The sequence below is a fragment of the Sedimenticola selenatireducens genome (genome assembly GCF_007625115.1).
GTDB classification, from domain to species: Bacteria; Pseudomonadota; Gammaproteobacteria; order Chromatiales; family Chromatiaceae; genus Sedimenticola; species Sedimenticola selenatireducens_A.
On record NZ_VMNH01000011.1, the window covers coordinates 1 to 16,062 of the forward strand.

Consider the following 16,062-nt stretch of genomic DNA (forward strand, 5'->3'; position numbering starts at 1 on the left):
CACTATCTGTCTCAAGGAGAGCGAACATGGAGATCAATGCATTACCCAAATACGACATGAGCGACAACCCGACCAGCTGTTGCCCGCGTTTTCATCCTGAGGGTTGGGATAATCAGGCGCTACACTTCAAAGACAAACTGTTTGTACGCGCAACCACTAACAGCCTCTTCCACATGCCCATCAACATGGGTTCTGTTTTTGCAAAAACATTGGGCGCCATCGAAAAGGCCGAAGCCACCAGCGACACTGATTTCATAGTCCTGTCACATGACCCTTCGGCTTGGCGTGCCGAGCACCTGTTTGCCGTCACAAAAGAGGTTCCAGAACAGGAGATGGTACGTCTATCCGGGGATTATTTAACGAAAGTATTTGAAGGGCCCTATAAAAACATGGGGCAGTGGGACAAAGCGATGCGGGACTTTGTGAAACAACAAGGCAAGCAGACAAAAAAGAGTTACTTCTTCTATACCACCTGCCCGAAGTGTGCCAAGTTTTATGGGAAGAACTATGTGGTGGCGGTTACACAAGTGCAGTAGTTTGACTTGCCGGAATGTATGATTGGAAACATACCTTATCCAGCGCCAATGACGATCATTGCCGATATAAACCACGAATCAAAGCGGGTATCTCACTCGGATGCATCACCGTATGGTGCGGCGTGATACCCAGCTCAGCATCCAGTGGTTGCTGGTGCTGTACCCATACAGAGGTGATGCAGCTACCCTGCGCACCCGCTATATCTGCTGCCAGACTATCGCCTACATGAATAGCTTCATGCGCTTCACAGTTAGCCAACCGTAGGGCCTTTTCAAAAATGGAACGCGCCGGCTTCTCTTCTGGCTCCTGACCACCGATGATAATATGATCCACATGGGCCGATAGATTTACCGCCTCAATCTTTGGGATTTGGGAAAATTCAGGGCCGTTGGTAATCACTACGGTAGTGAATAGCTGACGGGCCTCTGCAAGAAACGCTAAAATTCCCGGAAAATAATCAAAGGCTTCAAGACGATCCCGGTCAAACTGATCCTGTAGCGCTTGAGCCTCATCATCACTCACCGTCGCCACTCCCTGTTCAATCAACAGATCTCTAATCAACTGCAGTCGAAAGGCGTCTTCGCCTTGTTGCTGGATAATGGGTAAATAGCGCACTCGCTGGTCGTCACGCCATAAGCGATATATACCATCCAGATAACCGTTAGCAAACAAATCACCTTCAATATCGAATACAGAACCTACCGACTTCGCGAGTAACGCCTTGGCAAGATTATTGGCCTTTCTGGTATCACAGAGGGTTTCATCTAAATCGAGAAAAAGGGCTTTAAGCATAGTGAAGCTATTTCAATCACACTCGATCTTGCAATTATTGGCATCACCATCACAACTTGCACGTGTAACAACTGCAGAACTCGGTGCAGCACCAACCCTGCAAACATTACGAGTACGCATACTCAACGAAACACCTTTCTGATAATTGCAGGTTATTTTATACAAACCATTCGTCTGTGAAATTGCGACACTGGAGGGTTTTCCATTGCTGATCTCACTAGCTGGCGCATTACAAGTCACATAGCCCATAAACTCGCCGTCAAATGACTCCCAGAGCGCACTGTATTTTTTTTGCTTGAATTCAGCGTATTTTTCACACTCCATAGAATCTTTTAACTGCGGATCACACTCCAGCCCAAATGTTCTTTTGAACATGTTTTTTATTTCATCTTCCGTGACGCACTCACCAACCTGTTTTGCCTGTGACATATCTGGACAGAGTAATACTGTTCCCGCCAGCACATTACTGGTAGCAAGGGTTAAAGCCAACGTTATTATCAGGGTAATTACTGAATACTTCACAGGTCTCTCCAGGATCAAATCACATGAACGGCAATGGTAGGAAGGTTGCGCAGCTATTACAAGATAAATAGCATTTTCACTACTTTTTCGGATGATCCTACTGAGACAATTCCCCTGACGGCTTAGTTCAAGGAGGTGAACCTGTTTCTAATAAAACCTATCAACCACCTGCAGTAAGATCCGTTTGGGATTCGGCTCAATCTTCGCTGGGGAGTAACTTGGTATCGTTAAACTCGGTTTCATCCCACTCGGATTGATCATCGGGAAAGTCCGCCAGAGGACCAATCGCCGCCTTGTCACGCTCAAACATTGGACCACTCTGCATGTAGAGGCTGATCAGCCGGGCCACCGCTACCAGTGATTTTTCATGGGTTCGTTCATAACCGTGGGAACCATCCAGTGCAAAACAGATCAGCGCAGTACGGATATCATTACCCGCCTCCACTGCTGCTGCAGCGTCCGAGCGATAATAATTAAATACATCCCGCGAGTGCTCGATACCGTAGGTCTGGGATATGAAGATGAGTCGCCGGGTCAGATACCAGTCGAAGGGACCACTCGAGTCCTGCATGGTAATGGTTACACCGTACTCTGATGTATTCTGACCCGGTGCAATGGTCCCGTTGTCGACCGCTAACAGCTCCGCCACATCGCCGTGCAGAATATGCGAGGCCCCGGCACCGGTCTCTTCCGATATAGTAAACAGTAAGTGGCAATCCATCGGCAGCTCAGCCTTTGCCTCCAGCACCGCCTTGGTAGCCGTTAACAGGGCAGCAACCCCCGCCTTGTCATCCAGAAAGCGCGAGACCCAAAAGCCGTTTTTCAGAAACTCCGGCTGAGGATCGACAGCAATCATGTCGCCAGTGTGAATCTCAAGCTGCTGCAGATCCGCCTTGCTGGCTACCTGTTCATCAAGTCGTAATTCCAGGTTTGACCAGCTTGCCTCCTGGCTATCCACCTGTTTGCCAAACACGTGCCCTGACGCCTTCAACGGCATCAGGGTGCCGCGATACTGCCGCCCACCATCAGAAAACAACGTCACCCGCGCCCCTTCGGCAGAACGCGCCGGCCAAGTCCCCACCGAAACCACCTCCAAACGACCATTAGGCTTAAGGTTCTTGACCATCGCACCCAGAGTATCCAGATGCGCGGCAATGGCACGATCGGGTGAATGTACCTTACCAGGAAGATTGGCACGGATCGCCCCTCGCCGGGTCACCTCATAGCTAACACCCAACTCATTGAGCTTTTCGCAAACATACTGCACCACATTGTCAGTCATACCGGTCGGGCTGGGGACTTCAAGCAGACCCAGCAAAGTGTCGCGCAGGAATTGACGATCGATATCAATAGCTTTCATAACGGGTTCTCAAGGAGCGGTCGGCGGTCTGTGGAAACAGCATGTCCAGCATGCGTTCAGCGGTGGGTTGGGGTTCGTGGTTGGCAAGGCCCGGGCGTTCATTGGCCTCGATAATGGCGTAACTTGGCTGATCTGCGGATTCGACAATAAAATCAAGACCAACCAACGGCATACCCAGAACCTGGGCCGCCTCTACTGCTGCATCGCGCAGTATCGGGTGCAACTCTGCGGTTACATCATGCAGGGTGCCACCCGTATGCAGATTAGCGGCCTTACGCACCTGGATCTCCACTCCATTGGGTAAGATCTGCTCCATCTCGTAGCCGGCATTGCTGACGCAGCGCTGGGTTTCATCATCCAGCGGGATACTGCTTTCGCCCTGGGTAGCACTGCTGCGCCGGCGGCTCTGCTTCTCTATCAAGTGACGCACGGTATTGGCACCGTCCCCCACAATAGAAGCGGGACGCCTGATCGCGGCCGCCACAACTTCGTTGTTAATAACGAGAATGCGCAGATCCTCGCCCACCACAAAGGACTCACCCAGTACCTTGTCGCACAACTTGGCAGCAGTATGGAAGGCTTGCGCGGTCTCATCCGGCGCCCGAAGATCGACAAACACGCCGGCACCTTGCTCTCCCCGGGCCGGCTTGATCACCACCCGCGGGTGGCGGGAGAGGAACTCCAGGGCATCGCTTTCCGATTGCAGCTCCTGCTGATCTGGTACTTTGAGTCCAGCCCGTTGCAGGAAGCGCCGCGTGGTCGATTTATCATCGCAGCGACTCAAGGCCACCGCACTGGTCAGTTCGGTGAGGGATTCGCGACAACTCACTGTCCGGCCACCGAGGCTCAGATCAAAAAAACCACCCGATGCATCGACGATATCCACTGCGATACCCCGGCGACAGGCCTCATCCACAATGATCTGGGCATAGACATTGAGTGACTCCTCGCTACGCGGTCCGACGTAAAGCTGTTCGTTAATGACGTTCTTAGTCTTTACGCAATAGACCGGCACCTGATAGAAACCCAGCGACTGATAAAGCCGTATCGCTTCAGCATTATCGTGCATCACCGAAAGATCCATAAAGGCACGACCCGCTTGCTTAAACTCTTGTGCCAACCAGGTCACCAGCGCCCGGCCGATACCGGGGTGCAAACACTGTGGATCCACCGCCAGGGCCCATAGACTACAGCCGTTATCGGGATCATCAAAAGCTCGGTAATGATCGACCCCAGCCACGCAGCCGATTACATCCCCCGACTGCTGATCCACCGCCACCAGGGTCTGTAACGCCGGTTCAGACAACAGATGTTCGCTGAAGCGTGGCTTAAGCTCAACCATGCCGCGCGCCTTATAGATCCGATTGATGTGATACTCGTCCCAGCCACCGGTCAAGGCTCGAATCTGTACCCCCTCGGGTAATTTCAACTCCAGCTCTGCGGTCGGTAACTCCAACCGATAAGTCAGGGAGGGATCAATGAACAGTGCCTGGGGATCCTTCGATACCACTACGTGAGGGTCGCGTGTATACAGCGCAACATCACGCCGACCCGGTTGCTCGTTTTTCAGTTCTTGCGCCAAACGGCTATTCGAACCGAAGGTCTGGCCAAAGATCAACCGCCCCCAACCACAGTCGACCACAGTCTCCTGGGTGAGTTCAGGGGCAAGGGCGCTGGGGGGATCCCCCCAACTCTTGAGCGAGGCCATATTTTCGATTTCAAGCTGGCGTTGTGGTTTGTTCTTCCGAGTCTCCATTTCAGGCATTCCTATATCCCATGGGTTTGCAGCCACAACTCGAGCAGCGCCACCTGCCACAGCTTGGATCCCCGTAGAGGCGTGATGTGCTCCTTGGGCTCCTTGAGCAACAGGTCAACATAATTACGATTGAAAAGGTTGCGCTGGGCGCAAGCATCAGAGTGCAGTGTGTCTGCAACATAGTCCAGGTAGGGTCCCTCAATATACTTCAGGGCTGGCACCGGGAAGTAACCCTTGGGCCGATCAATGACTTGGCTGGGAATCACCTGCCACGCCACCTCCTTGAGAATCCATTTACCTTCATCGCGAACTTTCAATTCAGCGGGCATGCGACCGGCCAGTTCGACCAGTTCATGGTCAAGAAAGGGCACGCGCGCCTCCAGCCCCCAGGCCATGGTCATGTTATCCAGACGTTTGACCGGGTCATCGGTCAACATCACCGTGGTATCCAATTGCAGCGCCTTGTCTACCGGGTCACTGCCGTCGTTAAAAGCAAACCGCAGGTCGATGAATGCACCGGCGAAATCGTGATCAATAAAGTCTCCGTTGACTACCGAGCTGTACTCGGCAAAATCCCGGTCCATGAACAGGCGACTATAATCAGCGGAGGCGTTACGACTGTCGAGCAGTGGCGGGTACCAGTGATATCCACCGAACACCTCGTCTGCCCCCTGGCCAGATTGCACGACCTTAAGATGCTTGGATACCTCCTGTGAAAGCAGGTAGAAACCAATATTATCGTAGCTGACCATCGGCTCCGACATAGCACGAAAGGTCTCAGGCAGGGTCTCTAGGAGCTTGGCCGACGGCACCTCAATCTTGTGGTGATCAGTACCGAAATGCTCGGCAATCAGGTCCGAATACTTGAATTCGTCGCCCTTTTCACCACCCGCCGATTCGAATCCCACCGAAAAGGTGGCAAGGCCGGTCTGGCCCTGTTCAGCGAGCAACCCTACAATCAGGCTTGAGTCGACACCGCCTGACAACAGCACACCCACCGGCACATCAGCGACCATGCGGCGCTTAACCGCCAGACGCAAGGCCTCAAGAAGCTGCTCCTTCCAATCGTTTACGGTCAACGCTTGATCAGCGTCGCTACAGCCCACTTTCAGACGCCAGTAGCTCTCGCTCTGCTCTTTGCCCAGGCCGTCATAGACCCGAACTGTGGCAGGTGGTAGCTTCCTTATGCCTTTCAGGAGGGTGTAGGGAGCCGGTACCACGGCATGAAAACTCATGTAGAAATTGAGTGCCACCGGATCGATGGATTTATCGATACCCGGGCACTCGAGCAGTGCCGGCAGAGTCGACGCAAAGGCCAGACCGTTGGCAGTCTCGGCGATGTAGAGTGGCTTGATCCCCAGACGATCACGAGCCAGTATCAGGCGCCCCGTATCGCGCTCATGAATGGCAAAAGCGAACATGCCATTAAAACGCTTTACGCAATCGACACCCCAGGCGTGGTAGGCCTTGAGAATGACCTCGCTGTCACCTTGGGAAAAGAACCGGTAGCCCTGTTGCTTGAGTTCTTCACGCAGGGCTTGATAGTTGTATATGCAGCCGTTAAATACCATATCCAACCCGAGTTCCGGGTCGCACATCGGTTGTTGGGCATGCTCTGACAGGTCAATAATCTTTAAACGGCGGTGCCCCATAGCAATGCCATTGCGCACCAAAACACCCTCTCCGTCTGGCCCCCTGGGGGCCAGTCTTCGGGTCATACGCTCCACCAGTGAAACATCCAACTCCCCGGCATCGGGCGCGTACAGCCCGGCAAAACCGCACATATTTACTCCATTTACTTAGCTTCTATAGTTAGGGGTTGAAGTTTACACCACTAATGTTTAGAGTTCAAACTACATGGTTATTTTTGAGGAACAATAAATGACGAGCCGCTATACTGCGACCTCAACCCAATACCGAGATCTCAATTACATGCACGAGAACCTCTACTGGCAGGACGTCCTGGTCTCCCTGCGCCGCATCATTCGAGCCACCGATCTGCAGTCCAAGCGAATGGTGAAAAATTGCGGCCTAACCATCCCCCAAGTGATGGTACTGCGGGCCATCGACATGCTCGGAGATGTCACGGTCAAACGCATTTCGGATGAGATCTCACTCAGCCAGGCAACGGTCACCACCATCCTCAATCGACTGGAGGACCGTCAACTGGTTGAGCGCGTACGGAGCAAGACCGACAAGCGTATTGTCAACGCCCGCCTGACCGAATCGGGGTGTGAGATTCTGACCTCGGCACCGCCCCTGTTGCATGAAAAGTTCATTGAACGCTTCGAGGGACTTCAGGACTGGGAGAAATCCCAAATACTCTCATCCTTGCAGCGAGTCGCCAGCATGATGGATGCCGAGACCATCGATGCTGCACCACTGCTCGATATCGCCTCGCCCATCCCCCCAAAAAATAGCGCACCGTAGCACTGGGGACAGCACTTTGCTGGGCTACCACATTGCCCCTGACACTACCCAAGGGCGCACTACTCCACCAGCCTTACTACCTGACCTGGAGCGATCTGCCTCCACAAAGATTTGCACGCTTGCTATTTGAATTAAAACTAAAAGTCCTGCGGAACAACAGACCTGGCTCTTCAGTGAAGGCAAATACCTCGCACCGACTGCCAGCAACAAACGGAACGACCGAGCAGACCGCAGGCAAGTGATACTCTTGGTTATTTGCTGCTGTTTATCTTAAATAGTTCCAATATTAAAAGCTTAAATCAGTGAACAGTACAGACCATACAGGGATCGAATGACCTAACTATATGTTGCACCGCCACCGGTTCATTCTCACCTTCTCGTACAGGCGCACCGACCAGTGCCTGCTCAAGCGGACCGGTGACACCCGCTTGATCACGGGGTGAGAAGTTCCAGGTGGTGGGCGCGACGATCTGGTAGTTGAGAATACGGCCGTTCTTGATCCGCACCCAGTGGCCGAGACTGCCACGCGCGGCTTCTGTCAGACCGAATCCTTCCGACTCTCGAGTGACACCGCTGTCGACACAGAAGGGTTCTTTCGGCTTTAGCTGTCGACACCACTGCTCCATCTCAATCAGTACACGGGGTATTTCCAGCAATCTGGCGATGACGCGGTTGCGCACATTGCTGCCGCTGCTTGCTACCAGATCATTGATCAGCGGTTGCCCATCAATCAGTTGCCGTGCCAGTGCGCCCACTTCCACCACTTGCCCATCCAGACGAGGGGCTTTGCACCAGGTGTATCCGGAATCCATATCGGCATTGGGTAGTGTTACACCGTGATAGGGATGTGTTGGATCAGCCTGTCCTTCCATCCAGCTATGGCTGATATCTTCTGTGATCTTATTCGGATTCAATTCGGTTAACTGACCTTCATACCAGACACCTGATTTGAAAGTGCGCTCCCCATCCAGCGGATAGACACCGTAGCTCATGAACCGACCCGTTGTCTGGCCCAGCGTTTCCAGCCGCAGGTCCTGCGAGAGCTGCAGAAGACGACGGAAGTCACTCTGACCGGGGTCGCCTGCATCCCGCCAGTTATCGAGCTGTTGTTGATTGGTAATCTCCAGTATAGCTTCGAGTTCGGTTCCAAACAGTCGCGCTTCAAGAAAGCGTCTGAAACCAGAAATGATAGACAACAGTCGCACCTTTTCCGTGGCTTCGATACTTCGGGCACTGCCACCCGGCTGTATCCCCAAGGTGTGCGGCCACTTACCGGCCATGATCCCCATCAGGTGCATGAACTCAGCCCGGGCCTGCATGACATCAGCCGCGGCCCTGCCCTTCACCGCCTTGAAGCGTTTTTCGACTGCTTCAAACCAGGGCTCTTTGGTATAGATTGCCCGAGCAAAATCGGGCATGAAGAAGAGATAAAAATGGGTAAAGTGATCTGCCAGGTTTTCACAGGCGTGAATCAGATTGAGTGACAGTTCACCATTCATTGGGCGTTCAACACCCTGGGCATTGGCCAGTGCATCTGCCGCTGCAATAGATTGGGAAACAGAACAGATACCACAGATACGGGGGGTGTAGATGAGGGCATCGCGCGGATCCTTACCGTGCAGGATCTGCTCAAACCCCCGATACATCGGTGACACCACCCAAGCCTCACTTACCTTACCGTCGGCAATCTCCAGCTGTACCTCGAGATCGCCCTCGACTCGATTGAATGGACCGACGATGGTTCTGCTCATTATGTTCCCTTTTTCTTGGTCTGTGGTGGAACAACAATATGATCTGCTACGGCATTCTGGCGCAGTCTTTTAGGTGTTGCCGCCTTGGAGAGCGAGGCCAAGGCGACAAACCATGCCTTCGGCATATCCGATGGCAGGCCAATCGGTATGCCAGCAATCTTCGGAGTCTCCTGGAAACGATGCCCCGGCTCTTGGAAGCCCGGTGCCGTACAATTGATGCAGGCGTAACCACCACGCAGACAGGAGCCCTCGCCATTCCAGAGGCGGGTATTACAATCGGCATGAGCCTGTGTACCCAAACAGCCCATGTGTTCCATCATGCAACCGAGTTGTGAATGCTCTTCGGCGCTCGCCTTGAATTCGTAATATTCATTACGGGGGCAACCGTGATGAACCAGATGATCGGCATACCCCCGAGGGCGCTGCCATTCATCCAGGTCCTCCTCAGTGAAATCATCCAGTGCCAACTGCATCAGGGTTTCAGTAATCCAGTTGGGATGGGTGGGACAACCCGCCACATTGATCACCGGCATATTACTGAGTGATCGATAAGACTCACCGAGCGCTCCACCCCGTTCTGTTTCTGCATACTGAAGACCACAGGCATCGGTTGGGTTGCCGCCCCCCGCAGTGATACCACCAAAGCTGGCGCCAGTGCCAATGCCTAGTGTGTATTTCGCCACGACTGAAAGATCACGCACCCAATCAAGCATTGAGCGACCCGTTCCCGCCAGAATGTGAAAACGGCCTGTCTTATTTGGCCCGCGAAGAATTGCGCCTTCGATACAGAGGGCGTCCAATCTTATTTCACCAGCCACAATCTGTGTTAGCAGGGCAATCATCTCTGATCCAGTCTCTTCACTCAACATGGGATGCCACAACAGATTAATCCCTGCGCCTTCCAGTGTATGAAGCAGAGTGGGCGATTCAGCATTCAGCAGCGACAGGCTGCAGCCGCCGCAGCCGCCCGATTGCAGCCAGAGTACGTTGAAGCCTGTCTGTTGTGTCATTGGATTGCCATCTCTGTTGCCGCTTTCCATTATATGCATGGGCACACATAGTGTGCCGATGCCGTTATGCCATATCGTGTTCGCGTGGGCATGGACAACATCACATCACCCTACGCTGACATACCGAATATCGATTGCAATGGGCGCCTTGGGATTCCATTCACACTGCCTTCAGTGTGAGAGTAAACATGGCACCCCCATCCGGGTGGTTGGATGCTATCAGGGAACCTCCCTGATCACTTGCTAATCCATAGCTGATATAAAGACCAAGACCCGTACCTTTCCCCACATCCTTGGTGGTAAAGAAGGGATCGAACACTCGCATCAGATCCTGCTTGGGTATACCGGGACCAAAATCCCTTACCTCAATGCGCACATTATCCCAATCCTGCCAGCCACGGATCTGTAAGCGCGGCGCATCAACTTCATCCATTACATCAATCGCATTTTGTACCAGATTGACCAATATCTGGTGAACAAGCCCCTTAATACCAACAGCTTCCAGTTCTTCAGGAATATCAACGGATACTTCCGGTTTTCTACGAGCAGCCTTCACCACCCAATCCACCGCTGTAGCGACAACAGGTGCCAGTGGGAACGGCTGCGTATCTTCTTGTTGATTACCGGAGAAACGCCGCAAGTCGAGCACGATATCGCTGACCCGCTCAGCACCTTCCAGGGTGCCATCAATCAGTGATCCGATATCCGACAAGATATGATCAATCTTGAGCTGTTTGCGTAAAGCTTCTCGCTCCTCTTCGGCTGTTCCTTTATGAATGGCATCAAGATATTGAGTGATACGACTGCCGTAGCGTTTGAGTGCATGCATGTTGCCAAATACAAAACTGATAGGGTTATTCAACTCATGGGCCACGCCCGCCACCAGACGACCCAGTGAGGCCATCTTTTCAGAGTGCACCAGTTGTTCCTGCGCTTGCTTCAGCTCTCGATGCGTGGCATGCAACTCTTCATAGGCACGGCGCAGTTCACCGACGGGCCGACCAATCAGCACCATACCCACCAGCCGACCATTATGGTCATAACGTGAACTGCAATTCATCGCCAGCGGTGTTGGCTTACCATCTGCACGAAGCAAGTTAACTTCGCAATCATAGACCGTCTCAGAACGGATCTTGTCGGCAAAACCATCTACAAGATGTTGCGAGGATTCACCAAACAACTCTTTAAACGAGCGATTCAGCAACTCTTTTTCGGAGCGACCGGTGATTGTTTCCAAGGCCTTGTTGGCCTGTTGAATACGACCTTGAATATCACAGACAATCAATACATCAGTCATGGCCGTCTGCACACTTTCAATAAAGTGCTGCGCCTCTTCCAACGCACTGTTCTTCTCTTCAAGCTCTACTTGATAGCGAACCAGATCAGCATAAACCAAATCCATCTTTTGAATGACTTCGATCCACGCCTCTTCACTACCTGAGTCATGCATCATCTGATTATCCGTACCAAGGTTGGCAATCAAACCGCCAGAAGGTTTTGCTGAATAATCAGTTACCATGCCACCACCGCCCGGCTAGCGCTTGAGCAACATGGCCGCGCAATTATGCCCTGTGATTTAGATATTAGAATCGACATCCGCTTCACCACACACCTCGTCCACCTGAGAAATCTGCTCCAATCCATAGCGTTCCAATTTACTACGTAAACCAACTCTGGACAGGCCAAGATCCCGTGCAGCCTGGCTCTTGTTCCAGCGATGTCGGATCAGTGACTCACGCAGTATGCGCGCCTCTATGGACTCGATACGCTCTTTCAAAGAACCGTCCAGTGTTGCAAGCACATCCATCTGCGCCTCATCCTCTTTCGGAGCCGCACGCAGCACTCGTGGAGACAGCAGTTCTGCGCCCAGTATTTTATCGTTGCTCATTACCAGCATGTGCTGAATTTCATTCTGTAATTCACGTACATTGCCTGGCCAGTGATAGGCCTGCATGCAGGCCAGTGTTTCCCGACTGAATCCGTTGACCTGCTTGTTCAGCGATCGCATGGCAGATTGCAACAGCGCATTGGCAATGGGCGGAATATCGATCTTGCGATCACGCAAGGGCGGCAGATGAATAGAGATGGTTGAGAGCCGATAATAGAGATCCTGCCGAAAGCGTCCCGCACGCACTTCGGTCTCAAGATCTTTGTTAGTTGCGGCAATTATGCGTACATCCACATTGCGTCTGCGGGCACAGCCAAGCGGGCGAATCTCCCCCTCCTGAATAACCCGCAACAGTTTCACCTGAAATGCGGGTGATACTTCGCCGATCTCATCCAGAAAAATAGTGCCGCCATCGGCTCGTTCAAACAGGCCAGCCCGATCTTCCACTGCGCCAGTGAATGCGCCACGCTTGTAGCCGAACAGTTCACTTTCTAATAACTCATCGGGCAGTGCAGCGCAATTCTCCACGACAAAAGGTTTATCGCCACGCAGACTGTTATAGTGCAGCGCTCGTGCGCACAACTCTTTACCCGTACCCGACTCACCAGAGAGCAACACCGTGACATCGTATGGTGAAACGCGATTGACCTTGGCACAGACCACATCCATCGGACTGCCTTCGGCACGGACAATGCCGTCATCACTATGGTGCTGCTGCTTAAGCTGTTTCCGTTTATCACTGACCTTCTTTTCCAGTACATCCGGATTACGTTTCAGTTCTATATTGAGCAGTTCATTTTCACGTTGCAGCTTGAAAAGATGAGCAGCATTTTTCAAAGTCAACAGTAAACTATCGGGATGCCAGGGCTTGGTGATGTACTGATAGATACCTGCCTCGTTAATACCCTGAATAATATCTTCGGCATCGGTATAGCCGGAGATAATCATGCGTACCACATCGGGCCACTGTTGGCGTACTTTGGTCAGAAACTCTACACCGGTTGTCTCCGGCATACGCTGATCACAGAGCACAATACTGACCCACTCCCGTTCCAATATCTGTTCTGCATCCTTCGCATTGGTTGCCGTCTTAACATCAAAGTCATCTTCCAGAATACGGGCCAGCGCCTCCAGGCCACGTACTTCATCATCGACAATCAACAGGGTGGGTTGTCTGTTCATGAGACCTCACTCCAGTCTTCGCTGTTACGCCTTCTGATATCCCGGTGATGGGCAATGGTAACTGGCGTGCGTGACTTTGGTACTTTATAGACAAAGTTATACCGCGCTACATGGTAGCTGGGATCAAAGCCATAGAAGTTCAGGTTCATCCGCTCCAGCTCTTCCCGACGATACTCTGCCAGAGGTTTTTCCTGTTCATCCGCCTGCCGGGTAGAGCACTTCTGTTCGAGTTTTTCTGCTAAAGCAGGATCTTCTGCCAGTAGCTTGGCCCGCTGTTTGAGCTGTTCAACGAAGGCCACGTTATCAATGGCGAAGTAGGCATCCAACAGTCCCAGCTCGTTTGCTTCAACCGTTCCCATCGGCAGCCGGGCCTGGGTGATACGATGCGCACGCTCTTCGCCGACACGTTTCGGTAACAGATAGGTCCAGTACTCTGAACCAAACAGATTACCCATATCCTTGTAGTGAGGGTTCAGCACCACACCGCTGCGCGCCCAGACATGATCGGCCGCACGTGCGAGGAAGACACCACCCGCACCCGCGTTGCCCTGTAAGGCCGAAACCGTGACATGAGATTCTGTAGTGATGATCTCGCGAGCCAGATCATTGATGGCGTTGATATTGGCCCAGGACTCATCGGCAGGACTCTCAGCCGCTTCAATCGTATTAAGATGAATACCGTTTGACCAGAAATCCGGGCCACCCATCAGGACAATCACACGGGTATCCCGCTTGCGCGCCTCGATATAGGCCTCACGCAGGCGATTACACTGCGTGGTACTCATGGCACCGTTATAGAATCGGAAGTGCAGATAACCCACACCCTCCTGCTCTTCATAGCGGATATCACTGTAGCCATCCGTTATTTCAGTCAGCGTGGCTAACTGCTTACCCAACACCTGTGTTGCGGGCAACTTAAAGGGGTGCGCCCCCTGTTTGTCTTTCAGATGACCGATCCAGACTGCGCCATCCACGGTGGCACGACAGATCGCTACACCACAGTAACCCAGTATGGCGCCCGGCTCACCACGCAACCCTTCAGCCTTATGGGCATCAAACAGTGACAGCTCTTTTCCATACAGCATGTCCTGTACGCCAGGAAAACCATCCGCACTACGTATCTTGCGCAATACGGTTTCTGTATTATCCTGCTGCCAATCAATACGCCTATCTGTCTGGCGCATCAGTGGTTGCAGTTTTCCACGCACATCAACCTGGTTGTAATCCAGCGGCTCGGGTTTGAACTGCTCTTCACGCATAGAATCGACCGCCAGCAGTACACCCTTCAGTGCGGCCTCAGTCACCTCATTACGATAGAGACTCGCCTTGGTGGTTTCACGCATGGGGAAGTTGACACTGGCCCAGATATCGCCAGCATCCATCTCTTCTATAGCCTGAAGAACAGTGACACCCCACTCTTTCTCGCCATTGAGGATTGCCCAATCCAGAGCCGAGGGTCCGCGATCACCTTTAATACCTGGATGAACAATCAGACACAGGTATTTCGACCAGATCGATTCCGCTATGGCACGTTTGAGAAACGGTGCCAGGATAAGATCAGGAGTGGATTGATCAACTGCCTGCTGGGTAACCGCGTCATTGACATCGAACTCCACGGAAACGGCGTGACCCCGTTTTTTTAGTTCAATATGCAGTCGCTGAGTCAGGCTGTTGAAGGCGTGAGTTAAGAGTAAGATCTTCATATTCGATTCCGCTCAGCAGATTCTGGGTAACTGTTCGCCAGCCAGCCAGTCAACAATCCGACTGCCACCAAAACTGGTTTCCATCTGGATAAAGTTATGCTCATCTTCAATCACATCACCGATGATAGAGGCATCTTCTCCTTTTGGATGGGCACGCATGACCGCCAATAACTTGTCTGCGTCATCCGCTGAGCAGATAGCAATCAGCTTCCCTTCGTTCGCCACATAAAGCGGATCAAGACCCAGCAACTCACAGGCCGCATGTACCTCGGGTTTGATCGGGATATCTTCCTCACGCAATTTCATCCCGACATTTGACTGCTGTGCCATCTCATTCAGCGTCGATGCCAGTCCGCCCCGAGTGGGATCACGCAGGCAGTGAATCGTTGGAACCGCCTGCACCATCTCCGCTATCAGATCATGCAGGGCCTGCGAATCCGATTCGATGGTGGTTTCAAAGGTGAGGTTTTCACGTTTGGACATGATGGCCACGCCATGATCGCCCATACTGCCGGATACAATAATCTTGTCACCGGGTCGCGCCAGATCACCTGATATATTGACCCCTTCCGGCACCACGCCAATACCCGTGGTGGTGATGAATACGCCGTCACCTTTACCCTTTTCAACCACCTTGGTGTCACCGGTAACAACCGGCACACCCGCCAGGTTTGCAGCGGCCGCCATACTTTCGACAATACGTTTAAGATCAGCCAGCGGAAAACCCTCTTCCAGGATAAAGCCGGCAGAGAGATAGAGTGGCTTGGCTCCCGACATCGCTACATCATTGACAGTGCCATGTACCGATAACGAGCCGATATCACCGCCCGGAAAAAACAACGGAGAGATCACATGACCATCCACACTCATCACCATACGGCCCTTCTCAACATCAAAGGCCGCCTGATCATTACCCTGCCTGAGCAGTTCATTATCCAGATTGCTGATAAACAGCTCTTCAATCAGTTGCGCCATGGCACGACCGCCACTGCCATGGGTCATATCCACGGTACCGTTCTTAATATCCAAGCGTGATGTGTATCTTTTTTTGTTCATCTGATTGAATTCGTCTTGTTAGATTTCGGGGTCGGAGTCAACTTTGACTCCGACCCCTCGGTTCGTAACAGCGTG

13 protein-coding genes are annotated in these 16,062 nt (G+C 52.5%); 2 read left to right on the forward strand and 11 right to left on the reverse strand.

Features of this window, described 5'->3' with window-relative positions; translation table 11 throughout:
• Positions 1–536: hydrolase (locus FHP88_RS10590; RefSeq protein WP_313957293.1), on the forward strand; the 536-nt coding region annotated here is incomplete at its 5' end.
• Positions 537–591: 55 nt separating this feature from the next.
• On the opposite strand, the gene FHP88_RS10595 is transcribed toward FHP88_RS10590, so the two are convergent.
• From FHP88_RS10595 to FHP88_RS10615, 5 genes are all read right to left on the reverse strand, one after another.
• Entirely contained in the window at positions 592–1,329 is a 738-nt protein-coding gene (locus FHP88_RS10595; RefSeq protein ID WP_144359033.1) for an HAD family hydrolase, read from the reverse strand.
• Positions 1,330–1,341: 12 nt separating this feature from the next.
• Positions 1,342–1,851, reverse strand: coding sequence for a hypothetical protein (locus FHP88_RS10600; protein ID WP_144359034.1), 510 nt, complete (start codon positions 1,849–1,851; stop codon positions 1,342–1,344).
• 196 nt (positions 1,852–2,047) lie between these two features.
• The gene (locus FHP88_RS10605; RefSeq protein ID WP_144359036.1) at positions 2,048–3,211 is read right to left on the reverse strand and encodes an osmoprotectant NAGGN system M42 family peptidase; all 1,164 of its coding nucleotides are present in this window, start codon (positions 3,209–3,211) and stop codon (positions 2,048–2,050) included.
• Entirely contained in the window at positions 3,198–4,976 is a 1,779-nt protein-coding gene (gene ngg / locus FHP88_RS10610; RefSeq protein ID WP_260843249.1) for an N-acetylglutaminylglutamine synthetase, read from the reverse strand. The genes FHP88_RS10605 and ngg overlap by 14 nt, the downstream gene beginning before the upstream one ends.
• Before the next feature lie 2 nt (positions 4,977–4,978).
• Entirely contained in the window at positions 4,979–6,751 is a 1,773-nt protein-coding gene (locus FHP88_RS10615) for an N-acetylglutaminylglutamine amidotransferase (protein WP_144359037.1), read from the reverse strand.
• 97 nt (positions 6,752–6,848) lie between these two features.
• Here FHP88_RS10615 and FHP88_RS10620 point away from each other — a divergent pair, with 97 nt between their 5' ends.
• A complete protein-coding gene (locus FHP88_RS10620; RefSeq protein ID WP_335341577.1) occupies positions 6,849–7,397 on the forward strand; it encodes a MarR family winged helix-turn-helix transcriptional regulator in 549 nt (182 codons plus the stop codon).
• 299 nt (positions 7,398–7,696) lie between these two features.
• Here the strand turns inward: FHP88_RS10620 and FHP88_RS10625 are convergent, their stop codons facing one another.
• The 6 genes from FHP88_RS10625 to hypE all read right to left on the reverse strand — a co-directional run bounded on the left by FHP88_RS10625 (position 7,697) and on the right by hypE (position 15,987).
• Entirely contained in the window at positions 7,697–9,148 is a 1,452-nt protein-coding gene (locus tag FHP88_RS10625; RefSeq protein WP_144359039.1) for a nickel-dependent hydrogenase large subunit, read from the reverse strand.
• A complete protein-coding gene (locus FHP88_RS10630) occupies positions 9,148–10,197 on the reverse strand; it encodes a HupU protein (protein WP_260843250.1) in 1,050 nt (349 codons plus the stop codon). Before FHP88_RS10630 ends, FHP88_RS10625 begins: the two co-directional genes overlap by 1 nt.
• A gap of 121 nt (positions 10,198–10,318) precedes the next feature.
• Entirely contained in the window at positions 10,319–11,677 is a 1,359-nt protein-coding gene (locus FHP88_RS10635; RefSeq protein WP_144359040.1) for a PAS domain-containing sensor histidine kinase, read from the reverse strand.
• A 57-nt stretch (positions 11,678–11,734) separates the two neighbouring features.
• A complete protein-coding gene (locus tag FHP88_RS10640) occupies positions 11,735–13,228 on the reverse strand; it encodes a sigma-54-dependent transcriptional regulator (protein WP_144359041.1) in 1,494 nt (497 codons plus the stop codon).
• Positions 13,225–14,931, reverse strand: a complete 1,707-nt coding sequence (locus FHP88_RS10645; protein ID WP_144359042.1) for a hydrogenase maturation protein — start codon at positions 14,929–14,931, stop codon at positions 13,225–13,227. The genes FHP88_RS10640 and FHP88_RS10645 overlap by 4 nt, the downstream gene beginning before the upstream one ends.
• A gap of 12 nt (positions 14,932–14,943) precedes the next feature.
• Positions 14,944–15,987, reverse strand: a complete 1,044-nt coding sequence (gene hypE, locus FHP88_RS10650; protein ID WP_144359043.1) for a hydrogenase expression/formation protein HypE — start codon at positions 15,985–15,987, stop codon at positions 14,944–14,946.
• Between the last annotated feature and the right edge of the window lie 75 nt (positions 15,988–16,062).